The 26,066-nt window shown below is 62.9% G+C and carries 18 protein-coding genes and 1 pseudogene; 12 read left to right on the forward strand and 7 right to left on the reverse strand.

Features of this window, described 5'->3' with window-relative positions; genetic code table 11:
- Positions 1-82 precede the first annotated feature (82 nt).
- The 3 genes from PY254_RS17000 (at position 83) to PY254_RS17010 (ending at position 5,902) form a co-directional block, all read left to right on the forward strand.
- The gene (locus PY254_RS17000; RefSeq protein ID WP_281013240.1) at positions 83-979 is read left to right on the forward strand and encodes a CPBP family intramembrane glutamic endopeptidase; all 897 of its coding nucleotides are present in this window, start codon (positions 83-85) and stop codon (positions 977-979) included.
- Positions 980-1,153: 174 nt separating this feature from the next.
- Entirely contained in the window at positions 1,154-4,795 is a 3,642-nt protein-coding gene (locus tag PY254_RS17005; RefSeq protein WP_281013242.1) for a response regulator, read from the forward strand.
- Positions 4,796-4,906: 111 nt separating this feature from the next.
- The gene (locus PY254_RS17010; RefSeq protein ID WP_281013243.1) at positions 4,907-5,902 is read left to right on the forward strand and encodes a diguanylate cyclase domain-containing protein; all 996 of its coding nucleotides are present in this window, start codon (positions 4,907-4,909) and stop codon (positions 5,900-5,902) included.
- Between the two features lie 45 nt (positions 5,903-5,947).
- Here PY254_RS17010 and PY254_RS17015 read toward each other — a convergent pair whose 3' ends face one another.
- Together PY254_RS17015 and PY254_RS17020 are read right to left on the reverse strand one after the other, a co-directional pair.
- Positions 5,948-8,407 (reverse strand): acyl-CoA dehydrogenase, encoded by a 2,460-nt coding sequence (locus PY254_RS17015; RefSeq protein ID WP_281013244.1) that lies wholly within the window; start codon positions 8,405-8,407, stop codon positions 5,948-5,950.
- Positions 8,408-8,416: 9 nt separating this feature from the next.
- A complete protein-coding gene (locus tag PY254_RS17020) occupies positions 8,417-9,322 on the reverse strand; it encodes an alpha/beta fold hydrolase (RefSeq protein ID WP_281013245.1) in 906 nt (301 codons plus the stop codon).
- A 139-nt stretch (positions 9,323-9,461) separates the two neighbouring features.
- Between PY254_RS17020 and PY254_RS17025 the strand changes: the two genes are divergently transcribed.
- The 5 genes and pseudogenes from PY254_RS17025 (at position 9,462) to PY254_RS17045 (ending at position 13,971) form a co-directional block, all read left to right on the forward strand.
- Positions 9,462-10,040, forward strand: a complete 579-nt coding sequence (locus tag PY254_RS17025) for a TetR/AcrR family transcriptional regulator (protein ID WP_281013246.1) — start codon at positions 9,462-9,464, stop codon at positions 10,038-10,040.
- A gap of 119 nt (positions 10,041-10,159) precedes the next feature.
- A pseudogene (locus PY254_RS17030) lies at positions 10,160-11,950 on the forward strand (phosphoenolpyruvate carboxykinase (GTP)); the annotation flags it as partial.
- Positions 11,951-12,065: 115 nt separating this feature from the next.
- Positions 12,066-12,611, forward strand: coding sequence for an RNA polymerase sigma factor (locus PY254_RS17035; protein WP_281013247.1), 546 nt, complete (start codon positions 12,066-12,068; stop codon positions 12,609-12,611).
- Entirely contained in the window at positions 12,608-13,051 is a 444-nt protein-coding gene (locus tag PY254_RS17040) for a hypothetical protein (RefSeq protein ID WP_281013248.1), read from the forward strand. Before PY254_RS17035 ends, PY254_RS17040 begins: the two co-directional genes overlap by 4 nt.
- A gap of 17 nt (positions 13,052-13,068) precedes the next feature.
- Positions 13,069-13,971, forward strand: coding sequence for a DUF4097 family beta strand repeat-containing protein (locus PY254_RS17045; RefSeq protein WP_281013249.1), 903 nt, complete (start codon positions 13,069-13,071; stop codon positions 13,969-13,971).
- 105 nt (positions 13,972-14,076) lie between these two features.
- Here the strand turns inward: PY254_RS17045 and PY254_RS17050 are convergent, their stop codons facing one another.
- Positions 14,077-14,988, reverse strand: coding sequence for a hypothetical protein (locus tag PY254_RS17050; protein ID WP_281013250.1), 912 nt, complete (start codon positions 14,986-14,988; stop codon positions 14,077-14,079).
- 236 nt (positions 14,989-15,224) lie between these two features.
- Here PY254_RS17050 and PY254_RS17055 point away from each other — a divergent pair, with 236 nt between their 5' ends.
- The gene (locus PY254_RS17055; RefSeq protein ID WP_281013251.1) at positions 15,225-18,125 is read left to right on the forward strand and encodes a bifunctional diguanylate cyclase/phosphodiesterase; all 2,901 of its coding nucleotides are present in this window, start codon (positions 15,225-15,227) and stop codon (positions 18,123-18,125) included.
- Positions 18,126-18,131: 6 nt separating this feature from the next.
- Here PY254_RS17055 and PY254_RS17060 read toward each other — a convergent pair whose 3' ends face one another.
- Positions 18,132-19,031, reverse strand: coding sequence for an Hsp33 family molecular chaperone HslO (locus PY254_RS17060; RefSeq protein WP_281013252.1), 900 nt, complete (start codon positions 19,029-19,031; stop codon positions 18,132-18,134).
- A gap of 80 nt (positions 19,032-19,111) precedes the next feature.
- Here PY254_RS17060 and mtgA point away from each other — a divergent pair, with 80 nt between their 5' ends.
- Positions 19,112-19,861, forward strand: a complete 750-nt coding sequence (mtgA, locus tag PY254_RS17065) for a monofunctional biosynthetic peptidoglycan transglycosylase (RefSeq protein ID WP_281013253.1) — start codon at positions 19,112-19,114, stop codon at positions 19,859-19,861.
- A gap of 113 nt (positions 19,862-19,974) precedes the next feature.
- Complete coding sequence (locus tag PY254_RS17070; protein WP_281013254.1) at positions 19,975-20,403, forward strand: CBS domain-containing protein; 429 nt, start codon at positions 19,975-19,977, stop codon at positions 20,401-20,403.
- 50 nt (positions 20,404-20,453) lie between these two features.
- Here the strand turns inward: PY254_RS17070 and PY254_RS17075 are convergent, their stop codons facing one another.
- Positions 20,454-21,719, reverse strand: coding sequence for an NTP/NDP exchange transporter (locus PY254_RS17075; RefSeq protein ID WP_281015260.1), 1,266 nt, complete (start codon positions 21,717-21,719; stop codon positions 20,454-20,456).
- 116 nt (positions 21,720-21,835) lie between these two features.
- Between PY254_RS17075 and PY254_RS17080 the strand changes: the two genes are divergently transcribed.
- Entirely contained in the window at positions 21,836-23,446 is a 1,611-nt protein-coding gene (locus PY254_RS17080; protein WP_281013255.1) for a GMC family oxidoreductase, read from the forward strand.
- A gap of 4 nt (positions 23,447-23,450) precedes the next feature.
- Here the strand turns inward: PY254_RS17080 and PY254_RS17085 are convergent, their stop codons facing one another.
- Both PY254_RS17085 and PY254_RS17090 read right to left on the reverse strand, forming a co-directional pair.
- Positions 23,451-25,388 (reverse strand): M48 family metallopeptidase, encoded by a 1,938-nt coding sequence (locus PY254_RS17085; protein ID WP_281013256.1) that lies wholly within the window; start codon positions 25,386-25,388, stop codon positions 23,451-23,453.
- A gap of 49 nt (positions 25,389-25,437) precedes the next feature.
- On the reverse strand, positions 25,438-26,025 hold the full coding sequence (locus PY254_RS17090; protein ID WP_281013257.1) for a LemA family protein: 588 nt from the start codon (positions 26,023-26,025) through the stop codon (positions 25,438-25,440).
- Between the last annotated feature and the right edge of the window lie 41 nt (positions 26,026-26,066).

The following is a 26,066-nucleotide window of genomic DNA, read 5'->3' on the forward strand; positions in this document are numbered from 1 at the left end:
CGCAGCGGCATGACAACGATCACTGGGCAGCGCGGCCAATGACCGCTAACCTGCGGTGAATCACCCAGGGGAAATCCAGCACATGTCGCAGCCTTCCGTAGCTTTTGCCGCGCCCACCGACGTGCCTGCATGGAAACGCTGGTTGCTGTATTCGGCCGGGGCGCGCATCGCAATCTTCATTGCGCTATTCGTTGCGCTGAGCTTTGTCATGGGTGGGGCGCTGCACCTGCTTGGCTGGGGCAAGGCATCGCCACCGCTGCAACAAGCCGTCGCGCAGTTTGTGGCTCGTGCATTGATTCCGCTGTTTGCCTACTTGATCCTGGTGAAATGGCTGGAGCGCCGTCGCATCACCGAGCTGGCGCCAGTCACGCTGATCCCGCAGGGGTTGCTGGGCATCGCGTTTGGATTGGTTCTTTTCAGCACCGTCGTTGGGGTCTTGTACCTGCTCGGCAGCTACCACGTGACCGGCAGCAACCCGAATGCGCCTTGGCTGCCAGCCTTGCTGGTGGTGGGATTGGGCGCTGGCATCGGCGAGGAAATCATGTTCCGCGGCGTGTTGTTTCGCATGGTCGAAGAAGGTCTGGGCACGTGGGTGGCGCTGCTGATTTCGGCGTTGTTCTTTGGCGCCGTGCATCTGGGTAACCCCGGTGCCACGCTGTGGAGTTCGGCGGCCATCGCGATCGAGGCTGGCCTGCTGTTCGGCATGCTGTATCACGTGACCCGCTCGCTGCCGCTGTGCATGGGTCTGCATGCGGCGTGGAACTTCGCCCAGGGCACCATCTACGGCATTCCGGTTTCCGGTACCGATGCGGAGGGCTGGCTGGTTTCAACCCGTAGCGGACCGGACTGGCTGAGCGGCGGCGTGTTCGGTGCAGAAGCTTCGGTAATTGCGCTGGCACTGTGCTCGCTGTGCACGGTGGGGCTGATCGTCATTGCGCTGCGCCGGGGCACCATCGTTCCGTTCCGCCGGCAGCGCTGAGCGACAGCCACCACGCGCTGACCCTGCGACCTTTACCGCCAGCCCCGCACCGCCAGCAGCTGGCCACGGCTGAACTACTCGCCCTGGGCGGACTTCGGTTTCTTCGACACAGCGGTTACCCTGCCGGTACGGTCGCCAACCGGCGTCCGACTCTCGCTGGCATCGGATACCGTCATGGCCCCCACCGACACCTTAAAACCTGCCACCCGCGACAGGACGAGTTCGTGGCTGGCCGACCAGCCCCTGCAACGCAAGGTGATGTTGGCCATCGGCCTGTTGCTGGGGCTGTTCCTGACTGCCAATCTGGTCATCCTTAGCTCTTTGCAGACGCAGGAAAATACCCGGCACTGGGCCAGCCATACCTATCGGGTGTTGTTGCAGATCAGCAGCGTGCGCCGGGCGGCACAGACCAGCCAGGTTGCCGCGCGTGGTTTTGTGTTGACGGGATCCGCCGCCGAACTCAATACATTTAGGACGTCCGCGCATGATATGGATCTGCGCATTGCCGAATTGCGCCCGCTGCTGGTCGACAACCCGCTGCAGCAGATCCGAACGGATAGCGTGGCATCGCTGGCCACGAGCTGGCAGCACGAGATTATCGAACGGGCCGTGCTGCCATTGCAGCAATGGAATCCGAACGATCCCAAAGCCGATTGGCAGCGGCAGCAGATCCAGAAGAATTTTCTGACGCAGCGCACGGCCCGCATCGAAGACTTGTCGGCGGTGCTGGACCAGATGGTTGTGGAGGAAAACCGTCTGCTGGCCGAGCGCAACCATGCACTCGATACCAACCTGAGCCGAACCAAGGCGATCAACGCGTTGACCATCCTGCTGGGCATTCTGCTCGGCATCTTCGTCATCCGACTCACCTCGTCGCTGGTCATCCGACCCCTGCGCCGACTCACCGACCAGATGACGCGGCTGTCCAACCACGATCACGACTTCGAAATACGCCAACCGAATCGCCGCGACGAAGTCGGCGAGATCGCGCGGGCGCTGCGGGTGTTCAAGCAGATGTCGCTGGACACCGAGGGACGCACATGGATCCGCGCCAACGTGTCGGATATTGCCCAGACCTTGCTGCAAACCTCATCCCACAAGGAATTTGCACAAGGACTGATCAGCGAACTGGTGCCGCTGTGCAATGCCGGCATTGGCCTGTTCTATGCCTACGACAAGGAGCGCCAACGGCTGGACCTGTTGGGCAGCTACGGACTGCGCCTGAGCAATCGTTCGGCTGAACAGTACATGCCGGGCGAAGGCCTGGTCGGCCAGTGTGCAACGGAGCGCAAGCCGATCATCTTGACTGATGTGCCAGCCGACTACCTGCACATCGATTCCGGTTCCGGTGAGGCCACGCCACGGCATGTCGCGATCCTGCCATTGCTCTATCGCGACGCGCTGATCGGTGTGCTGGAGCTGGCCAGCTTTGCGCCGCTGACCGCGCTGCAACAGTCACTGCTGGACGAGTTGCTGCCGATCGTGGCGCTGGCCATGGAAAACCTCAACCAGGCGGTGCATACCCAGGACTTGTTGATCCAGACACGCGAGCAGGCCGACGAACTGCGTGTATCCGAGCTGGTCATGCGCCAACAAAAGGAGGTGTTGCACGAAAGCAACGAGACGCTGATGGCGAAGACAGCCGAACTGGAGGAGCAGTCAAAGCGCCTGATGGCCAGCAAGGAGGAACTTCGTTCATCCAATGAGGAGCTGCGCGAGAAGACTGAAAGCCTGAACCGGCACAAGCATGTCATGGAGGACCTGCAGCGCGAAACCGAGGAAAAGGCCAGCGAACTGGCGCGCGCCAGCCAGTACAAGTCAGAGTTCCTCGCCAACATGTCGCACGAATTGCGTACCCCGCTGAACAGCCTGCTGATTCTGTCGCGCAGTCTTGCGGACAACGAAACCGGCAACCTCGATGAGGAACAGATCGAATCGGCGCAGATCATCCACGATGCCGGCAACAGCTTGCTGAACCTGATCAACGACATCCTGGATCTGTCCAAGGTCGAAGCGGGCAAGATGGAGCTGATGATCGAGGAGCTCGTACTCACGGAACTGGGCAAACGCCTGCAACGGAACTTCGTGCACGTTGCCCACAACAAGCGACTGGCGTTCAACCTGTCCATCGAGCCCGGACTACCCGCCACGCTGGCCACCGACGGCAACCGGGTGGAACAGATCACCAACAACCTGCTCAGCAACGCATTCAAGTTCACTGTCGCCGGATCAGTGAGCTTGCACATCGGCCGCGCACCGGCTGAGCTGAACATTCCCGCGGCGCTGGGTGAGCAGCCACTCATTGCGATCAGCGTCACCGACACTGGCATCGGTATTCCACAGGACAAGCTGGAGCGCGTCTTCAACGCGTTCGAGCAGGTTGATGCAGGCACCAGCCGTCAGTTCGGTGGAACCGGACTGGGTCTGACTATTTCACGTCGCATGGCGCAACTGCTCGGCGGTGACGTGGTACTTCAAAGTGAAGCCGGTCGGGGCAGCCGCTTCATCCTGCTGTTACCGGAAACACCGCCCGCCATATCTTCCGCGATGGACGAGGAAGACGATGCCGCCAGCGTGCTGAGCCTGCCGCGTGTGCCGACATCACTGCGCGCCGCAAGCATCGAAGACGATCGCAACACGCTGCAGCCGGGTCAGGTCATTATTCTCGTCGTCGAAGATGACCCAGCCTTCGTGCGCATTCTGATCGACATGATCCATCGCAAAGGCTATCGCGCGCTCGCGGCGACGGACGGTGAAAGCGGCTTGCGGCTGGCGCACCAATATCACCCCGCTGGCATTTTGCTGGATATCGCGCTGCCCGTGATGGATGGCTGGACCGTGCTGGATCGACTCAAGGCCGACCCGGCCACCCGCGGCATTCCAGTACATTTTGTGTCGGTCAGTGACTCGCGCAGTCGCGGCATGAAGCGAGGCGCGATCGGTTTCCTGACCAAGCCGGTGAGCCGTGAATCCATTGGCACCGCGCTGGATCGGTTGTTGCGCTTCGGCGAAGGCAAGCAACGGCGACTGCTGGTGGTGGAAGACGATGCCAGTTCGCGCAAGGCCATTCGCATGGCCTTGCGCGCCCACCATGTCGAGGTGGACGAGGCCAACTGTGCCGAAGACGCGCTGCCAAAGATCATCAGCCAGGAATACGACTGCGTGGTGCTGGACCTTGGCTTGCCCGGCATGTCAGGGCTGCAATTGATGGAACACCTGTCGGTGACCATGGAAACCATCCCGCCGGTAGTGGTGTATTCCGCCCGTGATCTCGACGCCGGGGAAGAAGCCAAGCTGCGCAAATATGCCGAGGCGATCGTGCACAAGGGCGCACGCTCAAGCGAGCGCCTGCTGCACGAAGTGGCTGCGTTCCTGCAGGACGTGCACAAACCGGCGGCGGTACCGGGCAGCGGCCGAGCATCACAGATTTCGCTGACTGGCCAGCGCGCACTGCTGGTGGACGATGACATGCGCAACCTGTTCGCCCTGTCCAAGGTGCTGCGTAGCTGGGGCATGCAGGTAAGCATGGCGCAAGACGGCTACAAGGCACTCAAGGCGCTGGACGACGAAGCGCGCCCCGCCGTCGTGCTGATGGATATCATGATGCCGGGGATGGACGGTTACGCGACGATCAAGGCGATTCGCCAACGCGCCGAGTTCGCCAGCTTGCCGATCATCGCGGTAACCGCCAAGGCGATGGCCGGCGACCGGGAGAAATGCATCGAGATGGGTGCCAATGACTACCTGTCCAAACCCATCAACATCGACAAGCTCGCCGCCGTCATTCGCACCTGGTTGCCTAAAGTGGAGTCCTGAAATTTCCAGCGGCAATGCGCGGCCAAGCACGCCGGGCTTCACGCCAGCAGAGGCGCTTATCAGCTAGGGTAGCTGGCCAAAACAGCAACTGGGCGAAGGGTGGCGAGGCGGATGACAGCAAAAATTCTCATCGTTGACGACACGCCGGCCAACCTCGTGGCAATGCGCCGTCTGCTGGCGCGTAGCGGCGCGGAGCTGATCGAGGCCAGCAGCGGCAACCAGGCGCTGGCGTTATGCCTGGATCACCAATTCGCCCTGATCCTGCTCGATGTCAACATGCCTGACATGGATGGCTTCGAGGTCGCCAGCCTGCTTGGCGAAGCCGAGCACTTCAACGAGACGCCGATCATCTTCGTCACGGCCGCCTATGTTGACGACATGAACCGGCTCAAGGGCTATCACTCCGGCGCCGTCGACTACATCGCCAAGCCGATCAACGACGTGATCCTGCAGGCCAAGGTTCGTGTATTCCTGGAACTGCACTCGGCGCGCATGAAGCTGAGTGAAGCCATGAGCGAACTGGCAGAGCGCAACGAAGCCCTGAAACGCGAGATTGCCGAACGCAAGCTGGTGGAAGAAATGGTGCGTCATCAGGCCAGCCACGATGCGCTGACCGGCCTGCCCAATCGCGTGCTGTTCTACGACCGCCTGCACGGTGCAATCCAGCGCGCCAATCGTCACCAGAACCGCTTTGCACTGGCCTACATCGACATCGACGGCTTCAAGGGCGTCAACGACAACCACGGTCATGCCACCGGTGACGCGCTGCTGCAGGAAATTTCCAAGCGTCTGACCCAGCAGCTGCGCGGCAACGATACCGTGGCGCGACTGGGCGGCGATGAGTTCGCGTTGATCCTCGAAGAAATCGACGACCCGCAAGTAGCCCTGCGCTTGTGCCAGACCCTCTGCGAAACCCTCGCCGAACCCTGCCATCTACGCGTCAACGGCGAGCTGATCGAGGTGCACGTCAGCGGCAGCATCGGTATCGCCGCGTATGCACCGAGCGGACTTGGCGATGCCGATGAGCAGCTGATTCACGCGGCAGATCGCGCCATGTACGAAGCCAAACGCGACGGCAAGAATCGCTGCGTGCTGGCGACCCAATGAAACGGATGCCGCCACCGGGAAGCGGTGGCGGCATGATCGAAGCGATTAGTCCCCGGCGGAGTTGACCGGACGAATCTTGAACGCACGCAATTCGTCGGTATCGAAATCGTCCACCGAGATGAACTCGAACACGCCCTCGCGCACCCGGCGCAACAAGTCAGCCTCGGCCTCCGAGATCAGCCCAGCCTGCTGGGCTTCGACGAGCTGCTCCAGATAGTCGTGCGACTTGAACTGGCCGGACTTCAGCGCCTTGCCGAACTTGCGATCCACCGGCTCGGCCGCGATCACGTCGGGCAACAGCGCCTTCATGCGACCGATCGTGTTGTTTGGCGTGGGCGTGGTGTAAACCCATTCGGTGAGACGATCGAGCGCTTCGTTCGGTGCCGTGAGCAGCGCGGCAACCCGACGCCCCAGGCGATCCGACGGCGGCACTTCGCGACGGCCCAGCGGAAACACCAGCGCGCGCAACAACCACGCCACCGGGCGCACCGGAAAGTTGCGAATGGCACCATCCAGCGCGTTCTGGATCAGCCACATGCACTGGTGGAAACCCCAGGCCAGGAACGGTCGATCCGCCTCCGGCCGGCCATTGTCTTCGTATTGCTTGAGCATGCTGCTGGCGATGTACAGATAGCTCAGCACGTCACCCAGGCGCGCAGACAACTTTTCCTTGAACTTCAACTTGCCGCCAAGCACGCCCATGAACACATCGGCACACAACGCCAGCGCGGCCGAGTAGCGATCCAGCTTGCGGTAGTAGCGACGCGTATAGGCGTCACCCGCGGTTTCACCGATGCTGGCACCGCTCAGGCCCATGGCCAGGCTGCGCACCGCATTGGAGATGCCGAAGCCGATATGGTTGAACAGCAAGCGATCGAAAACTTTCAACTGCTCGTCGCGATCCGTGATCGACAGTGCCTGCATTTCCTTCAGTACATACGGATGGCAGCGAATGGCGCCCTGACCGAAGATCATCAGGCTGCGCGTCATGATGTTCGCGCCTTCCACGGTAATCGCGATCGGCACCGCCGACCAGCCACGCCCGGCGTAGTTGCTTGGCCCGAGTTGCACCGCCTTGCCGCCGTGCACATCCATGGTATCGCTGGCGATCTGTCGCGCCCATTCAGTGGCGTGGTACTTGGCGATGGCGGACGGCACCGCGGGCTTCTCGCCGCGATCAACGGCGGCCGCTGTCGCACGCGACAACGCCGCGGTGGCGTAGGTCAGGCCGCCAATGCGCGCCAACGCTTCCTCGACGCCTTCGAAACGGGCAACCGCCAGACCGAACTGCTTTCGCATGCGGGCATACGCACCGGTGGCCAGCGCGGAGGCGCGCATACCGCCAGTGGCATTGGACGGCAGCGAGATCGCGCGCCCCACCGACAGGCATTCGACCAGCATGCGCCAGCCGTGACCGGCCATGTGCGGGCCACCGATCAGCACCGACAGCGGCGCGAAAATATCTTTCCCGCGCACCGGCCCATTCTGGAACGGCACGTTCAACGGGAAGTGGCGACGACCGATCTCCAGCCCCGGTGTCGAGCGCGGCAACAGCGCGAGGGTGATGCCGAGGTCTTCCTTGTCACCGAGCAGATGCTGCGGATCGAACATGCGGAAGGCCAGACCGACCACCGTGGCGACCGGTGCCAGCGTGATGTAGCGCTTGTCGAAGTTGAGCCTGATGCCCAGCGTCTCCACGCCATCCACGATCTGCTTGCAAACAATACCGGTGTCGGGAATCGAGGTGGCGTCCGAACCGGCATACGGTCCGGTCAGCGCGAAGCAGGGAATTTCCTCGCCCACGGCCAGCCGCGGCAAGTAGTGATTCTTCTGTTCGTCGCTGCCGTAATGCAGCAGTAGTTCGGCGGGTCCGAGCGAGTTCGGCACGGCCACCGTCGAGGCCACTGTCGCCGACATGCTGTTGAGTTTCTGCAGCACCGCCGAATGCGCCAGCGCGGAGAACTGCAGGCCGCCGTACTGCTTGGGAATGATCATGCCGAAGAAGCGGTTCTTCTTGATGAACTCCCACACGTTCGGTGGCAAGTCGGCCAGCTCGTGGGTGATCTGCCAGTCATCGATCATCGCGCAAAGTTGTTCGACCGGGCCGTCCATGAAGGCCTGCTCTTCCACACTCAACTCGGGCTTCGGCTGCTTGAGCAGCTCGTGCCAGTCCGGCTTGCCGGAAAACAGCTCGCCTTCGAAGCCGACCGTGCCAGCCTCCAGCGCGGTCTGCTCGGTCTCCGACAACTTCGGCGTGACCTTGGCGAACATTTTCAGCAAGGGCGCGCTGATCTGGCTGCGACGGAAGTCCACCAGCAGCAGCGGCACCGCAATCAGCAGTTCGATGATCAACAGGATCGCCATGGTCCACGGCGCATGAGCCAGCAACCCCACCACCAGCGTGGCGATGATGGTGACGAGCGCCCAGGTACGCAGGCTGGTGCGGTGGTAGGCGCAGGCGCCGGTGGCAATCAACGCCGCCAGCAAGGTCAGTAGCACGGACATCTCAACACCTCATTGCGATGAAACGCCGCCGGCAGTCGGCCGGTCGACGGGGAGTGAATCCAGACTCTGCACGAAGCGCACGACTTCGCGTGTGAAAGCATCATTCGCGTCACCAGCCACCATGTGGGTGGCGTGCGGCAGCTCGATATGTATGGCATGCGGCACCAGCTGCAGAAATTCGTCGACGGTGGCGCGCGACACGACATCGCTGCGTGCACCGGACAGCAGCAGCACGGGCACGTCGATCTTCGTCGCTGCCGCCTGCAGGCGCGGCTGGTAGCGCTCGCTTTCCTGCACCAGGTCGCCGGCCAGCAAGGCAGGGTCCCAGTGCCAGCGCAGTCGGCCATCAATGCCTTCGCGCAGCAACGGGCGCAATTGCTGCTCGCTCTTGCGTTCGCGTCGTTGCGGCAGATAGGCGGCGATCTGCTCGGCCGCGTCGGCATAACTGTCGAAGCCGTCCGGATGCGCCTGCATGAAAGCGAGGATGCGTTCTACCCCGGCGGTTTCCCAGCGTGGCGTGATGTCGACCAGCACCAGCGCACGAAACGGCGCGGGATGTGTTTCCCCGGCCAGCACCATGCCGAGCAGACCGCCCATCGAAGCACCCACCAGAATCGGCAGTTGCGGCTGGGCGGCGGCGACGCGGCGCAGGTCGTCGGCGAACTGATCCATGTGGTAGCCGCCAGCACCGACCAGCCGATCACTCTCGCCATGACCACGGCTGTCGAACGTCACGCAACGGCAGCCGGCATCCGCCAATGCTGACGCCGCGCCATTCCAGGCGTGGCGGGTCTGGCCGAAGCCGTGCGCGAACAACAAGCCGGGGGCACCGTGGGCGTGACGCGTCTCCATCGCCAGCGTCAGATCGGCGACTTCGAAACGAGTGCAGGTGGCGGGGAATGGATGAACGACCATACGTAGGAGTATGGATTGCTCCGACGAACCTCGTCAACCTCGCCGCCTGTACCGGCAGCATCGCCGCTGGCGCTTGTATCCGCCCGACCCACGACAGTGCATGCATTACAAATGCATGCTGTCTGGCTACCATACGGACATGAATGTAAGCAGCAAGCCAGAACGCACCCGGCTATCGGCCGAAGATTGGGAACTCGCCGCCCTGCAGCTGATCGCCGAACAGGGCGTGGGCGCGTTGGCCGTTGAAGCACTGGCCCGCCAGCTCGGCGTGACCAAGGGCAGCTTCTATTGGCATTTCCGCACTCGCGAAGCCTTGTTGCTTGCGGCGCTGGAGCGCTGGGAGCAGTACGGCGAGCGCGAAGTGCTTGGCCAGATCGAGCAGATCAGCGATCCGCGCGAACGCCTGCCCGAGCTGTTCCGTCGAGTGGCCCACGAGTTGCAGCCGCATCGGGTCTATGCCGCGCTGTTGAAGGCACTGGATCATCCACAGGTGGTGCCGGTGATTGCCCGGGTATCGCAGCGACGCATGGAATTCCTCACCACCGCGTATCGCGAGTCCGGCCTGCCGCCGCCGCAAGCATTGAACCGGGCACGGCTGACGTATGCCGCCTATGTCGGTTTCCTGCAGCTCAACTTCACGCTGGGGCTGCCACGGTTGAATCTGGAAGAGTTCGACGCCTATGTCGAACACATGATCGCGGTGCTGATTCCAGCTTGAGACAGCGCCCCCGCAAACCCTTGAACGGCGCCATTCGGCGCCGTTTTTTGTTGCGTCAAACCTTGCAATACCAGTGATCGCAAACTACCGTTTCCGATCACTTTTTCAAAAAACATCACGAGGACACGATGACCAGCAAGCTGGAAGCGCTCGCGCAGTGGGTCGATGAAGTTGCCGCCCTTACCCGCCCTGCAAGCATTCATTGGTGCGACGGCTCGGATGCCGAATATCAGTCCCTGGTACAGCAGATGCTGGCCGACGGCACACTGATCGAATTGAACCAGCTGACTCATCCAGGCTGCTACCTGCATCGCTCGCATCCCACCGACGTGGCCCGCGTCGAGCATCTCACCCTGGTCTGCCATCCGAACCGGGACGACGCCGGTCCGAACAATCACTGGATGGACCCGGCCGAGGCGCACGCCAAGATCGATGCGCTGTTTGACGGCTGCATGGCCGGGCGAACCATGTACGTGATCCCGTACTGCATGGGCCCGATCGACTCACCGCTGTCGCGCTGCGGCGTTGAAATTACCGACAGCCCGTACGTCGTCGCCAACATGAAGATCATGACCCGCATGGGCGCCGCCGCGCAGGCGCGGATCGAACACGAAGGCAGCTTCGTAAAGGGCCTGCACTCCAAGGGTGAGCTCGACCCCGAGCGGCGCTGGATCATGCATTTCCCGGCCGAGTTGTCGATCAAGTCCTACGGCTCGGGTTACGGCGGCAATGCGCTGCTCGGCAAGAAATGCCATGCGCTGCGCATCGCCAGCAACCAGGCGCGCACGGAAGGCTGGCTGGCCGAGCACATGCTGATCGTCGGCATCGAAAACCCGCAGGGTGAAAAGCATTACATCGCCGCGGCCTTCCCGTCGGCCTGCGGCAAGACCAACCTGGCGATGCTGATTCCGCCGGAAGCCTATCGTCAGGACGGCTGGAAAGTCTGGACGGTTGGCGACGACATCTGCTGGATGCGCCCCGGTGCAGATGGACGTCTCTATGCGATCAACCCGGAGGCCGGCTTCTTCGGCGTGGCACCGGGCACCAGTAACAACACCAACCCGAACGCGCTGAAGAGCATCTCGCACGACACCATTTTCACCAACGTCGCCGTCACCGCCGATAACCAGCCGTGGTGGGAAGGCCTGCCCGGCACACCGGTCACCGATTGGCAGGGGCGTCCGTACGACCCGGCCAACGGCCCGGCGGCGCATCCCAATTCGCGCTTCACGGTCAGCGCGCAGCAGTGCCCCACCTGGTCGGAAATGGCCGAGGCCGCGCAGGGCGTGCCGATCAGCGCCATCGTGTTCGGTGGCCGTCGCCCTTCGCTGTTGCCGCTGGTGATGGAAGCGCGTGACTGGACTCATGGCGTGCTGATGGGCGCCGCGATGGGTTCGGAAACCACGGCGGCGGCCACCGGCGCGGTCGGCGTGCTGCGCCGTGACTCGATGGCGATGAAACCGTTCTGCGGCTATCACTACGGTGACTATTTCGCCCACTGGCTGTCGTTCGATCAGCCCGCCGCGAAGCTGCCCAAGGTCTTCCACGTCAACTGGTTCCGCAAGGGCGCAGACGGCAAATTCCTGTGGCCGGGCTTCGGCGAAAACCTGCGCGTGCTGGAATGGATGATCAACCGCGCCGACGGTCGCGTCAGCGGCGAACAGACGCCCATCGGTATCCTGCCAGCGGAAGGCGAGTTGAATCTGGCCGGCCTCAAGCTGGATCGCGCCCAACTGGATGAACTGCTGCAAGTCGACAACGCCGGCTGGCAGACCGAACTGACCGCCATCGGCGACTACCTCGCCAGCTTTGCGCCGCGCCTGCCCGAACGCCTGCAGCGGGAACAGCAACGCGTCGCCAAGGCACTGGTCGACGCCGAACAGCCGGCACGCAGCGCCGCAGCCTCCTGAGTACCGCCCATCGCGGGTCGCCAGCACGGCGACCCGCGATGCTTCAAACCCTTTCGCACGACGGCGCATCCAAGCTGGCAAGATGATCGCCACCTGCCCCGCCACCGGAAACTCCATGTCGCCTGCGTCAGCGGGAAACCTCGACAGCGACGACGTGCGCGCCGCCGCAGCCGGCGACCGGCAAGCGTTTCAGCGGTTGTATCACCTGCACAGTGGCCGCGTGCATGGCGCAGTCTTTCGACTGGCGGGTTACGACCATGCCCGCGCCGAAGACCTGACCCAGGAAGCCTTCGTGCGCGCCTGGCAGAAGCTGCCCGGATTTCGCCATGAAAGCGCCTTCGGCACTTGGCTGTACCGACTCGCGGTCAACGTGGCACTGATGGATATCCGTGCCCGTGGCGCCGACCCGGTGAGCATGCTGGACGACGAGCAGATGCCGGACATCGGTGCGATGCCCTTTTGCGCCGCCGAACGCGAGGAACTGGCACACGCCATCAGCATGCTGCCGCCGCGCGCCCGCGCCGTGCTGGTCTTGCATGACATTGAAGGCTGGAAGCACGAAGAGATCAGCCTTGAACTGGGCATGGCGGTCGGCACTTCGAAAGCACAGTTGCATCGCGCACGCGGTTTGCTGCGCAAGGTATTGGGAGAAGCGGCATGAATGAATTTGAATGGCGTCTGCAGATGCGCCGCCTACGCCAGCCAGTTGCTCCGCCACGGGATCTCTGGCACGCGATCGACGCGGCACTCGATCAGCCGAAAAGCCGTGACGTAGCGGCAGGCGACCGGCATCGGCGAGCCCGGCGGCGCTGGCTGGCCGGTGCAGGCGTGGCTGCCTCGTTGCTGCTGGCTCTGGGTGTCGGCTGGCATGTCATGCGCGGCCCGTCACCCCTGACATCGAGCAGCATTGCCGCCAACACAGGGCCGTGGAAGCCGGCCGACCCCCGCTTCAGTGGTGCCGCGATCGAGCTGGATGCGGCGCGCATGGAACTCTTGCTGGCACTTCAACAAGCACCGGATTCTGCGGCCCTGCAACGACTGCTGGGCCGCACCGAGCAACAGCAAAAGCAACTTCGCCAACTGGCCAGTCAGCCCGGCTGAGATCTGAAGGAATACGCATGAAAATCACCCGCTATCTTCCGCTCCTGCTATGCCTATGCATCAGCCAGGCCCTCGCCGACACACCGATCCAGTTGCGTCACGACGCCAGTGCCACCGCCCGAATCAGCATCAGCAATGTCGCCGGCTCGGTGAACGTGATCGCCTGGGACCGCAATGAAGTGCAGGTCAGCGGCCGCCTTGGTGACGGCACCAAGCCATTGGCGATCACCGGCAGCAACGACCACCTGGAGATCAAGGTCGAGGCGCAAGGCAGCTCGCACTGGCTCAATTGGGGCAGCAATAGCCGGATGGGCCCCACCACACTGGAGTTGCATGTACCCAAGGCCGCCTCGCTTGAGGTCGACGTGGTCAGCGCGCCGCTGGTGATTGACGGCATGGACGGCGGTGCCATCGAGGTCAACACGGTCAGTGGCAGGGCGCGCATCAATGCCCGCACACCGTCGCTCTCGGTGGATAGCGTGAGCGGCGGGATCGAGCAGGCCGGACAGGCGGACAAGGCTAACCTGCAAAGTGTAAGCGGCGACATCCTCGCTCCCGCACTGGGCAGTCAGGTCGAGCTGCAGACTGTTTCCGGCCGCATCCAGGCCAGTGGTGGGCCGTGGCAGAAACTCACGCTGAGCACTGTCTCGGGCAATGTGCAGTTGAACGGCGGATTGACCGCTGGCGGCAGCATCGATGTCGACAGCATGAGCGGCGATGTGCAGCTTCAACTACCGGCCAACAGCAATGCCCGCCTGCATGCAAGCAGCTTCAGCGGCAATCTGCACAGCGATTTCGGTACGCCCACCGAACCCGAGCACGGGCCCGGCAGCTCGCTCGACACGCAGCTGGGCAAGGGCCAGGGCAAGATCGGCATCGAGACCTTCAGCGGCGACCTGCGTATACGCAAGCAGGACTGAAGACGCGCCGGGACGGCGAATTGCGTCCAACCCGCCCAAACAAAAACGCCGTCGCACAAGCGACGGCGTTTTTATTGTTTCGATGCGCGTGGCGCTGGCTGTCGCTCAGAGATCCTGGTGGTACTGCACGTACGGCGTACGCGACTGATCCGGCTCCGGCCCTGCGGGCGTATTGACCGCCGTGCCGGAAGACCACAGGTTCTGCGCGCCGACACTCAGCGAGCCGCTCCAAGGCAGACGCCAGGTCACGCCAAGATCGATGCTGTTCCAGCGGCGATCTGCATTGAGATCACCGGGAATGGCCATCTGCGGCTGCATGGTGCGACCGGTCAGCACGCCGCTCAGCGGACCGTGATCGACACCGAAACTCAATGCTTTTTGATCCAGCGTATCGACGCCCAGCAGATTGCCTGGCAGCAGATGGATACGGCCCACGCTGGCGCCGAGGTCAATGCCGGTCTTGCCGTCCAGCGCCAGTCGCCCACTCGCGTTGAGCTGCGCACTGCTGTCGAAACTGGTCAGGCCGTTCACCCCTGGCGTCGCGCCCGGAAGCACGCGCGGCAAGACGTTGCGGGCATTCGGCGTGGTGCTGGTGCCCACGCTGACACCCACGCTGTAACGACCTGTCGCATAGGTGGCGCCCACTTCACTGCCGTGCACGCGCTGACCCGAATGGGCCCACGAGAGCTCACTGACTTCAGCGTGTGCTTGCAGGCGCGGGCCCAAGCCATATTGCACGCCCGTGCTGGTCAAACTGGAGCCATCGACCACGCGCAAGGCAAGCGGCTCGTGCCGGCCCATCGCTTCGGCAGCACTGCTGCGGTCAGTCATCAGCGAGAAAAGATGACCGTCAGCGCTACGCCACAGCGGAGTCAGCGTACCCGTGCCGGAACTGGCCTGTGGTGCTGCAGGCTGTGCCAGCAAGCTTTCCGTCATTTGCTGATCGCCACCCACAGACTGGCCGGCCGCACCAAGCGGCAACGCACACAGCAGCAGGAGGGGAAAGAGGCGACGCATGGCGAGGAACCGGTTGCTCACTGCACGAGGGTGGGATGGGCGTTGAGTGTATCCGGTTTTACGTTTTACTAACACCCTGAAAAGCAGCGCTCGCGCACAAAAATGCTCTTCGGCAAGTTCGACCAGCGTCCAACAACAAAGTTTCAACGGTTCCGCTGGCTAGGATGCAGGCTTACACGATATAAAGGCGTGTCATACCGGTCCAGCCTGACCGTTCCGGAAACAGCCTTAGCACGATGAGCGCCACTCCAACGATCCGTTACTCGTCGTCACCTGTGGTGGCGCGGGATGTTGCGACCCTTCACACGGCGGTAGAACGCCTGTTCGAAGCGATCGACGCCGCGAGCGTGATGGAACTGTGCGAGCAGATCCTGACCAACTTCGGGGTTCAGGGCCGCCTTCACTGGCGGCGGCAGGAGCCCAGCCCGGCCGCGCTGACCCATCAACTGGATCTTGCCGAAGATCCGCAAGCCTCGCGCGCGTTGACCCTGGAGTGGACCGACCAGCCACCTTCCGAAGTCATGCGCGAGCAGTTGCAGTGGCTGGGTCGACTGGCTGACATCCGCCTGCGCCATCTTGCCGAGACCAGTCGTTTGTACGAGGCCATTTCGCGTCTGGCCCTGGCCGAGCGACTGCAGCGTGCGCTTTACGCCATCGCCGAACAGGCCGGCTCCGAACACGACATGCCCGAGATGATGCGGGCGCTGCATGCCATCGTCAGCAGCCTGATGTATGCGGAAAATTTCTACATCGTGCTGTACGACGCCGCGACAGACACCGTACGTTTTCCGTACTACGTCGACATCGTCGATACCGATCCACCGCCGCCAGACCAGAGTCTGCCGCTGAGCGAAATGCTGTACAGCCTGACCTGGAGTCTTTTGCAGGAAGGCCGGGCGCTGATGGGCTCCATCGACGAGTTGAAGCAACAGTTGGGTGAGCGTTACAGGCCACTCGGCCCCAGTTGCGAGCATTGGCTGGGCGCACCGCTGTTGCGTGCCGGACATGTGGTGGGCGGTATCGTGATGCAGAGCTACCGTGCCGACACGCACTACTCGCAGCACGATCTCGAACTGCTCAATTACGTGGCCCAGCACGTGCAGACGGCGATTGAACGTCGCGAAGCACATATCGAGTTGGCGCGACGCGTTACGGACCGCACGGCGGCACTGCGCGAGGCCAACCGCGTGCTGCGCCAGCAGGTACTCCAACGGCAGCATGGCGAACGCTTGCAGGCTGCGCTGTTCCGCATCGCCGAACTGGCGAATAGCGCAGAGAGCCTGGACGAATTCTACGCATCGACGCACGAAGTCATCGGCGGCCTGCTGTACGCGCGCAATCTCTACATCGCACTGGTGGACGAGGAAAGCGGGCACCTCACCTTCCCCTACTCGGTGGACGACGTGGACAAGGCGCGCCCACCGCGTGCGCATGGCCGCGGCGCTACCGAATACGTGCTGCGCCATGGCAAGCCGCTACTCGCCGGTCCGCCGGAGATCGAACGGCTCAGCGCACTGGGCGAGATCAGTCACTTCGGTGCAAGGTCCGTGTGCTGGCTCGGCGTTCCGCTGATCTGGGACGGCAAGGCAACCGGCGTGATCGCACTGCAAAGCTATGCGCCGGAACACACTTACAACGAACGCGACCAGGAACTGCTGACCTTCGTCAGCTACCACATCGCCAACGCGCTGCAACGCAAGCAGGCAGCCACCTCGCTGAAGCAGGCCTACTCCGGACTGGAGCGCCGCGTCACCGAACGCACCCGCGCACTGGCGCTGGCCAACCGCGACCTGCGCGAGCAGATCGCCGAGCGCGAGCGGGTCGAGCGACGACTCAAGTACGAAACGCTGCACGACTCGCTGACCGGGCTGCCGAATCGCACCCTGCTGCTGCAGCGTCTGGAACATGCGATGCAGCGTTACGCCGCCAATTCGACCGAACAGTTCGCCGTGCTGTTCATCGACCTTGATCGCTTCAAGGTGATCAATGATTCGGTCGGCCATCTGGTCGGTGACGACTTGTTGTTCCAGGTCGGAGGTCGCATTCGTGCCTGCCTGAAAACACGCGACGTGGTGGCCCGTCTTGGCGGCGATGAATTTGCCGTGTTGCTGGAAGGCATTGCGGAAAACGCCCGGCCCATGCAAATCGCCGAACGCATCATCCGCGAGCTGGAAGTTCCCTTCCGACTGGGCACCAAGGAAATTTTCACCTCGGCGTCGATCGGCATCGCGCTCGCCAATCCGCAATATCGCCAGCCAGAAGAACTGCTGCGCGACGCCGATGCGGCGATGTACAACGCGAAGGACGGTGGACGTCATCGTGCAGCCATGTTCGACGACCGCCTGCGCCGCGAGGCACTGTCGCTGCTGGACATGGAAAGCGACCTGCGCCATGCGATCAGCCGCAACGAGTTCGAGCCGTTCTACCAGCCGATCGTGGAACTGTCGAACGGACGGATCATCGGTTTTGAGGCGCTGCTGCGCTGGCACCACCCCAAGCGCGGCCTGTTGCTGCCGGGTGACTTCCTGCTGGTCGCCGACGAATGCGGCTGCACCGAAGCGATCGACTGGCTGATTTTCGAGCAGGCATGCACTCAAGCGGTGCGCCTGATCGGCACCGAAGGTTTCATCACCATCAACGTATCCGGCCGGCATTTCCGCTCGGCCGACCTTGATCTCCGTTTGCTGGCCTTGTTCGACCAGTACGCCGTGCCCACGCGCTGCATTCGCATTGAGGTCACCGAACACGCGTTGCTGGAGAACCCCACCCAGGTCAAGCAGATCCTGCAGAACCTGCAAAGCCAGGGCGTCGGCATTGCGCTGGACGATTTCGGTACCGGCTATTCGTCGCTCAGCTACCTGCACCAGTACCCATTCGAGTCACTGAAGATCGACCGTTCGTTCATCATCGAACTGCCACCCGATGAATCCGAAACCCAGGGGCTGGCGATGGTGCGCGCCATTCAGGTGCTGGCCGACTCGCTGCGCTTGAAGGTGATTGCCGAAGGCATCGAGGAAGAGTCGCAACGGCAGGCGCTGTTGCGCATTGGCTGCCGCTACGGCCAGGGCTTCCTGTTTTCCCAGGCACAACCGGCCAGCCACTGGATCAAGGCAGACCATCCGGTGCTGCTGGCCTAAGCCACCTTATTGCGCTGTATCCGGTGCTGCGGGTGCCGCACCGTCACTGAGCAAGTGTTCGGCATCAATGCGATCGAAGTGGTAACGCTGCGCGCAGAATTCGCAGATCACTTCAATCTCGTTGTCGCGAGCCTGCAAGGCTGCTTCCACTTCGTCACGACCCAGCGAACGCAGCATCGCCCCGACCCGCTGGCGGCTGCAGCTGCAACCAAAGGCCAGTGCGCGCGGCTCGAATAGCCGCACCGTTTCCTCGTGATACAGGCGATAGAGCAATGCCTCCGGCGGGCTGGCCAGCAACTCATCCACGCCCAGCGTGGCAGTGAGGTGGACAACACGATCCCAGGCATCCTCGTCGTGCACGGCATCAATGCCACCCTCACCGGGCATCTTCTGCAACATCAAACCGACCGCATGCTCACCATCAGCGGCCAGCAGGATACGCGCCGGCAATTGCTCGGACTGGATAAAATAGTCTTCCAGCGAGGCGGCCAGCCCGGCGTGTTGCAGCTCGACCAGCCCCTGATAGCGCTGGCCGCGTTCCACGTTGCCGATGGTGATGGCCATGATCGCATCGGGCAGTGCCTCCAGCTCCAGCGGCGTCGGCAGGGGTGCATTCCAGCGTGCCAGACCGCGCAGTTGTGACTGGTCATTGCACTCGGCAAACAACAACCGCAACGCACCCGTGCTTTTCAACTCGAGCGACAACGCACCATCAAGCTTGATGTTGCCGGTCAACAGCGCGCTGGCGGCCAGCGCCTCGCCAAGCAACGCATGCAGCGGCGCCGGATACTCCGCGCGACTGGCAACCTCACGCCACGCCGGCCCCAGCCGGACCAGGGTTCCGCGCACACCAGCGCGCTCCAGCAGGAACCGATGCAGCACGTCTTGGGTAGGCAGCTTTTCCACAGTCGATGATTCCGTTTCAGTCCAGTGGCATCAGATGGGGTCACAACGACGACACTACAACGGCCCTTATACTGCCACCCATGCGCCCCTTGTTCAGTCTTCCCCTGCTGCGTCGCCTGCTACGTTCCTTCGCGATCCTGCTGCTCGGGTGGCTGGCGCTCAGCTGGCTGCTGGTGCTGATCCTGCGTTTCGTGCCGCCATGGACCTCGGCGGTCATGCTGGAACGGCAGTTGGGCGCGTGGGTGCACGGCGAAAAGGACTTCCACTTGCAGCAGCATTGGGTGCCGTGGGAGCAGATTTCCAGCTGGGTACCGCTGGCCATGGTGGCTGGCGAAGACCAGAAGTTTCCATATCACCATGGCTTCGACATCGACTCGATCCAGAACGCACTCGACGCCGCAGACGAAGGCAAACGCCTGCGCGGTGCCAGCACGCTTAGCCAGCAGACCGCAAAGAATCTTTTTCTGTGGAATGGCCGCAGCTTCGTACGCAAGGGGCTGGAAGCCTATTTCACCGTGCTGATCGAACTGACCTGGCCCAAGCAGCGGATTCTTGAGGTGTACATGAATATCGCCGAGCTGGGCAACGGCATCTACGGCGTTGGCGCTGCCAGCGACGCCTACTTCCACGTCCCCCCGGCACGACTGGGGCCGGCTCAAGCCGCACGGCTGGCGGCAGTGTTGCCCAGCCCGCGACGCATGCACGTGGATCGTCCCAGCGCGTATGTGCAGCGCCGCACCAACTGGATCGAACAACAGATGGTCCAATTGGGCGGACCCGGCTACATCGAGGGTCGCGCTCCGGCAAAACCGCCCGGCACCCACCACTGATTCGCAGCCCGTACCGACCAACCTCGCTTCACAACTTCACTACACGCCGCTGCCAAGGCGGCGCTAGACTCGGAAGCAGACGGCCCGCCCGTGGCCGAACGGGAGACCCGCACATGAGTCAGGTCAAACATCTGCTGCAAGGCAAGGGCAATGCGATTTACAGCGTTGCACCGGAAACTCCCGTGCTGGAGGCCATCAAGCACATGGCCGAACATCGCGTCGGCGCATTGCTGGTGATGCGCGGCGAACAGTTGGTCGGGGTAATGTCCGAACGCGACTATGCACGCAAGGTGATCCTGCAGGGTCGCTCTTCATCGCAAACCGCCGTGTCCGACATCATGAGTGGCACCCCGGTGACGGTCGGGCCGGAAACCGACGTGTTTGATTGCATGCGCCTGTGCACCGACAGCCGCATCCGCCACCTGCCGGTGGTCGAGGGTGACAAGGTGGTCGGCATGATCTCGATTGGCGATCTGGTCAAGGCGGTGATCGACGCGCAAGCCGAACAGATCGAGCATCTGGAGCGCTACATCACCAGCTGACGAAGCGTCGGATCGTTGCGACGCGCGTCCTTGGCCCGGCACCGCGCGCGTCAGCTGTTGCTGACGGGCGATGGTTTCACCGCCGTGTGCTCGTCGGGCGCAAGGTCCGGCGACCAGCCCGCCCGTCGAGCGACGACCGCGGCCAATGCCGCGACGCCGGCGCCAGCCAGTGCCAGCCCGCCGACGCCCCAGCCGAGCATGCGTAACCAGCTCACCGCGCTAGTCACCACCAAGTCGCCGAAACGCCACACCGCGGTCTCAACGAAATTCTTGCCCTTGTAGCGCGTCTCGCGCGGCACCCGCGTGTACAGCGCATCCACTGCCGGCTTGGTCATGCCATAGGCGAAGCCGCGCGTGATCACCAGCATCACCGCCAGCAGCAGCGGCACGGTGTATCCGAAGAGCGAGACCATGCCGCTGCCGATCAGCGCCACCCCCGCCAGCAGGATCAGATTGACCAGCGAGGGCAGCACCAGCCCCCAGCCGGCACCGCGGCGCACCAGCAGCCACGGCGTCAGGCTGAGCTGCAGGACTGCGCCGAGCAAATTGGTAGCCAGATCCAGGTTGTTGTAGAACGCCGTGCGCGCCACGGCATCAGCAAAATGCGCTTTGGCATAATCGGCGACCAGCGCATAGGCCAACGTGCCAATGCCGTCGCCGAACAACATCAGCAACGCCATGTATCGCAGGAACGGCTGTGACCACAGCTGCTTGACGCCGGCCCACAACGAACCACCGATGACCTCGTCAGCCTGACTGTCGGGCCGCTGATCATGACCTGCCGACAAACGCAGCAGCAGCAACAGCGACGCGACCAGCGACAGCGCCGAGACCATCAACAAGGGCGCCACGCCGATCACGTGCACCAGCAGCTTGGTCACCAATGGACCAAATATCGCACCCGCCATGCCACCGAGCGCAATCAGCGAAAACACCCGACGCGCCTGACCGCTGCTGAAGATGTCGGCCATGAAGCTCCAGAACAGCGACACCACAAACAGGTTGAATACGCTGACCCAGACAAAGAACACGACGCCGAGCTCGCGCGCGCCGATACGATCCTGCGCCATGAACGCAGGCACGAAGGCGAGCAGACAGACAATGAAAAAGCTGTAGCTCCAGCCCAGCAATTGTCGCCGTGGAAAGCGCGACACCAGTGCGCCAAACAGCGGCGTCATCAACAGCATGACGGCGAACACGGCACCGTAGAACAGTGGCAGCGACTGCGAACCCACGGCGCCACTGAGCTGGTCTCGCACCGGCCGGATGATGTAATACGAAGTCATCACGAAGAAGAACGCCAGTGCGGAAAGCATTGGCGCTGCAGCTTGTGCCACGACGGTTCGACGGTACAGACTCACTTGGCACTTCCAGCGTGGGGCGCGGCAAGCCTAGCACGCAGCCAGATTCGCACTTCGAGGACTACCGATTGATGAACCGCTATGACTACATCATTGTGGGTGCTGGCTCGGCCGGCTGCGTGCTGGCCAATCGACTCAGCGCCAATCCGGCCACCCGCGTACTGCTGCTGGAAGCCGGCCCAACCGACTGGAATCCACTGATCCACATGCCAGCCGGCATTGCCCGACTGGCCAACATTCAAAGCACCAACTGGAACTACCACACGGAACCGGAGCCGGCGCTCAACCAGCGCCGACTGTGGTGGCCGCGCGGCAAGACACTGGGTGGCTCCAGCTCGATCAATGCGATGTGTTACATCCGCGGCGTTGCCGACGACTACGACCGCTGGGCCGCAGCCACCAACGACCCGCGATGGTCATGGAACCACGTGCTGCCGTACTTCCTGCGCAGCGAAGACAACAGCCGGGGCGCCAGCGCTCTGCATGGTACCGGCGGCGAACTTGGCGTGTCCGACCTGCGTTACGTCAACGTGTTGTCGCAGGTATTGATCGATGCGGCGAGCAGCGCGGGACACCCACGCAACGACGACTTCAACGGCAGCGCCCAACCCGGCTTCGGCCTGTATCAGGTGACCCAGCGCAACGGCGCGCGCTGCTCGACCGCAGCAGGCTTTCTGAAACCCGCGCGCGGACGAACCAACCTGCCTGTGCGCACCAAGGTGCTCGTTGAACGGGTGCTGCTCGAGCAGGGTCGCGCCATCGGCGTGCAACTGCGACGTGGACGCCACGACAGCGAAAGGATTGAAGCGGGCGAAGTGATCCTCGCAGCCGGCGCCATCAACACGCCGCAGCTGTTGATGCTCTCTGGGCTCGGCCCCGCCGACCATCTGCGTGAGCACGGTATTTCGGTGGAAGCGGATCTACAAGGCGTTGGCGAAAACCTGCAGGATCATCTGGACATCTGCACGCTTGACGGCAACCCGGGCAAGCTCAGCTACGACCACCTCAACGAACTATCCGCCGGCCTGCGCTGGTGGCGTCACCGCGATGGCCCGGGCAGTTCCAATGTCGCCGAGGCGGGCGGCTTCATGCGCAGCCGCATGGCTGCCGACCAGCGTTGCGACCTGCAATTCCATTTCGTGCCGGCACTACTGGATGATCACGGCCGCCACCGCCTGCCCGGCTACGGTTACACCCTGCACGCCTGCTATCTGCACCCGCGCAGCCGTGGCCAACTGCGTCTGCACTCCGCCAACCCCGCGCAACCGATCGCGATCCACGCAAATTATCTGAGCGATGCGGAAGGCCATGACCTGAAAATGATGATCGAAGCTGCGCGCGTGTCACGCGATATCTTCGATCAGCCCGCGTTTGCGCCCCATCGGGGTGCGCCCGTGTTTCCCGAGCAGCGACTCTCCACGGATGCCGAGTACACCGCCTTCATCCGGCGCAAGGCGGAGACCGTTTATCACCCGGTTGGCAGCTGCCGCATGGGTCATGACGATCACGCCGTGGTCGATAGTGAGTTGCGTGTGCGTGGCATCGAGGGGCTGCGCGTGGTCGATGCCTCGGTGATGCCAAACCTGCCCAGCGGCAATACCAATGCGCCGACCATCATGATTGCCGAGCGGGCAAGCGCGCTGATGCTGGGCGAGGATCTGAGAGGGGACGGAGGGAGTTAAGTTGCTACTTAACTCCCTCCGACCCCAGCTCACCAGCAGACGTCGGCGGTACCGCGCAATGCAGGCTGGCGCAGATCACCCGCAACAACTCGGCTTCCTCCACACTGACCTGACCATCGGCCCGAATAGCCAGCAGCAGGCTCTGGATCACCAGCTCCTTGGCGATCGGCAGCAAGCCGTCCAGATCGTCCAGCGCACGCTCGAACGGCGGCTGCCAGGCGGCTGGTGGCGGGACCCAATTCATCGCCTCACCTGGAAAGGCATTCTGCATCGCGACCAGCCAGGCACGGCGCGCGTTCGCCTCATCCGAACAGCCCCCTGCCGCAACGATGGCGCAAACCAGCGTCACGCTGGCCCGGCATGCCGGCAACTTCTTCACGCCATCGACCGGTGCCCGACGCGGCTGTTGTGCTTCAAGCAACTGCAGACGCACCAGACGGGCAAGACAGTACTCGTTGAGATCGACCTTGCCATCGGCATTGACCACCGCATCCAGCGTGGCCAGCAGCACCTGCTGACGCCCCGTCGGCAATTGCTTCAATGCAGGGAAGGCCAGCGAGACCAGCGGCAGACGCGCCATGGGTGCCAGCGCCCTCAGTTCACCGGTGAAACTCTGTACCGCTTGCTGCACGTCGTCACCAAACGCATCGGCAATGATCCGTCGCTGCGACGGCATCGGCTGCGCAGCCGATGCCGCCAGCGCCAGCACCACGGCAAGCGCGGACTCGGGTTGCTGCACGGCCTGCTTCAAACTCTCCGGCATCGACTGGTGCACCGCCGCGGCGCGCTGGAATTGCGCCGTGTTTGCCACGCCCCCGGCAGCCATGGCGCCTGTCAGCACGGCTGGCAACACCGATGGCACGACCATGCCGGGAATAGCGCCACCGCGCATCGGTGCGGGAGCTGCAGGTGGACTGGTTACCGGCTGCATCGCGGCACGCTGCATGGCCACCCCAAGCCGAACCAGTTCCTCTTCGCGAAAACCCGGCTCCAGCGCGCGGATGCGATCGATCAGCGGCGGATGGGTTGCGAACAGTGCGTTGAACTTGCCGGCCTCGCCGAACAGCATGTGCGCCACTTCCTGCTTGTTCGCCACTTGCAGTCGGGACCCTTCACTGAGCACCGCGATTTTCTTCAGTGCACCGGCGATGCCATCCGTCTGGCGGGTGAACTGCACCGCCGACGCATCGGCCAGCGATTCGCGTGAACGCGATACGGCCGCCTGGATCAATCGCGCAAAGAAATAGCCGATGTAACCAACCACGATCAGCGCCAAGCCAATCAACGCCACGTTGCCGCCACCGCGCCGACTGTCACGGCCGCCACCAAACCAGATCACCCTGCGCCCCACAATCGCCAGCACCAGAATGCCGAACAGCAAGCCCATCAGGCGGATATTGAGTCGCATGTCGCCATTCAACACATGGCTGAATTCGTGGGCGATCACGCCCTGCAGTTCGTCGCGACTGAGTTGGTCAAGGCAACCCTGGGTCACGCACACCGCCGCATCCGACGCCGAATAGCCAGCAGCAAACGCGTTGATGCCTGACTCTTCCTGCATCAAATAGATGTCCGGCACCGGCACGCCAGCGGCGATAGCGACTTCCTCGATCACGTTGCGCAACTGACGCAACTGGGGGTCCCGGGTATCGGTAGGCACCAACACGGCGCCCACGCTCTCGGCCACGGTCTTGCCACCGCCGGACAGGCTCATGATGCGGAACATCGAACTCAGGCCGATGCCGGCGACAATCGCCGCGCTGCTGCCGAACAGCAACGGCAGGTTGGACGCTACCGGTTCGCCGTCGACGGAATGGTGGCCCATGGTGAACCACACCACGAAGTCGATCGCCGCCACGATGGCAACCACCGCCAGCGCAAACAACGCCACCAGCCTGCGGCTGCTGCCGCGGACGCGGGCCTGTTGGGCAAAGAAGTCCATGGAAGTTCCCGGACGGGCGTCGTGGCCTCAGGCCACGACGCCACGACGATCAGCTGAAGGAGACCTTCGGCACGTCACGCACGGCAGGATCTTCGATCTTGAGCGGCTCGGCAGCGACGAAACTGAAACTGTTGGCCACGAACGAGGCGGGAAAAACCTCACGCTTGTTGTTGTAGGTCAGCACGGAATCGTTGTACGCCTGCCGCGCGAAGGCCACCCGGTTCTCGGTCGAAGTGAGCTCCTCGGACAGCTGCATCATGGTCTGATTTGCCTTCAGATCCGGATAAGCCTCCTGCAGCGCGAACAAATGACCCAAAGTTTGTGTCAAAGCATTTTCACTACTGGCCAGCTGTTGCATCGCGGAGGGATCACCGGGGTTGGCCTTGGCACTTGCCAACCCGCTGACGGCGGAGTTGCGCGCCTGCACCACCGCTTCGAGGGTGCCACGTTCGTGAGCGAGGTAGCCCTTGGCCGTCTCGACCAGATTCGGAATCAGGTCATGGCGGCGGGTAAGTTGCACATCAATCTGCGCGAAAGCGTTCTTGTAGCCATTCCTCGAAGTGACCAGTCCGTTGTAGATCGCCACGAAGTACAAGACAATCAGAATGATAATCGTCAGAAAAATGATCAAACCCATAGCCGAACTCCCTACTCTAAGGCGCATCCCCACGCCGGAAT

It is taken from the genome of Rhodanobacter sp. AS-Z3 (assembly GCF_029224025.1).
Taxonomy (GTDB): Bacteria; Pseudomonadota; Gammaproteobacteria; order Xanthomonadales; family Rhodanobacteraceae; genus Rhodanobacter.

What these genes read in the sequence shown, in the direction of transcription:
- PY254_RS17000 (WP_281013240.1), top strand. Translation starts at nt 83, where the DNA reads ATGTCGCAGCCTTCCGTAGCTTTTGCCGCGCCCACCGACGTGCCTGCA.
- PY254_RS17005 (WP_281013242.1), top strand. Translation starts at nt 1,154, where the DNA reads ATGGCCCCCACCGACACCTTAAAACCTGCCACCCGCGACAGGACGAGT.
- PY254_RS17010 (WP_281013243.1), top strand. Translation starts at nt 4,907, where the DNA reads ATGACAGCAAAAATTCTCATCGTTGACGACACGCCGGCCAACCTCGTG.
- PY254_RS17015 (WP_281013244.1), bottom strand. Translation starts at nt 8,407, where the DNA reads ATGTCCGTGCTACTGACCTTGCTGGCGGCGTTGATTGCCACCGGCGCC.
- PY254_RS17020 (WP_281013245.1), bottom strand. Translation starts at nt 9,322, where the DNA reads ATGGTCGTTCATCCATTCCCCGCCACCTGCACTCGTTTCGAAGTCGCC.
- PY254_RS17025 (WP_281013246.1), top strand. Translation starts at nt 9,462, where the DNA reads ATGAATGTAAGCAGCAAGCCAGAACGCACCCGGCTATCGGCCGAAGAT.
- PY254_RS17035 (WP_281013247.1), top strand. Translation starts at nt 12,066, where the DNA reads ATGTCGCCTGCGTCAGCGGGAAACCTCGACAGCGACGACGTGCGCGCC.
- PY254_RS17040 (WP_281013248.1), top strand. Translation starts at nt 12,608, where the DNA reads ATGAATGAATTTGAATGGCGTCTGCAGATGCGCCGCCTACGCCAGCCA.
- PY254_RS17045 (WP_281013249.1), top strand. Translation starts at nt 13,069, where the DNA reads ATGAAAATCACCCGCTATCTTCCGCTCCTGCTATGCCTATGCATCAGC.
- PY254_RS17050 (WP_281013250.1), bottom strand. Translation starts at nt 14,988, where the DNA reads ATGCGTCGCCTCTTTCCCCTCCTGCTGCTGTGTGCGTTGCCGCTTGGT.
- PY254_RS17055 (WP_281013251.1), top strand. Translation starts at nt 15,225, where the DNA reads ATGAGCGCCACTCCAACGATCCGTTACTCGTCGTCACCTGTGGTGGCG.
- mtgA (WP_281013253.1), top strand. Translation starts at nt 19,112, where the DNA reads ATGCGCCCCTTGTTCAGTCTTCCCCTGCTGCGTCGCCTGCTACGTTCC.
- PY254_RS17070 (WP_281013254.1), top strand. Translation starts at nt 19,975, where the DNA reads ATGAGTCAGGTCAAACATCTGCTGCAAGGCAAGGGCAATGCGATTTAC.
- PY254_RS17075 (WP_281015260.1), bottom strand. Translation starts at nt 21,719, where the DNA reads ATGCTTTCCGCACTGGCGTTCTTCTTCGTGATGACTTCGTATTACATC.
- PY254_RS17080 (WP_281013255.1), top strand. Translation starts at nt 21,836, where the DNA reads ATGAACCGCTATGACTACATCATTGTGGGTGCTGGCTCGGCCGGCTGC.
- PY254_RS17085 (WP_281013256.1), bottom strand. Translation starts at nt 25,388, where the DNA reads ATGGACTTCTTTGCCCAACAGGCCCGCGTCCGCGGCAGCAGCCGCAGG.
- PY254_RS17090 (WP_281013257.1), bottom strand. Translation starts at nt 26,025, where the DNA reads ATGGGTTTGATCATTTTTCTGACGATTATCATTCTGATTGTCTTGTAC.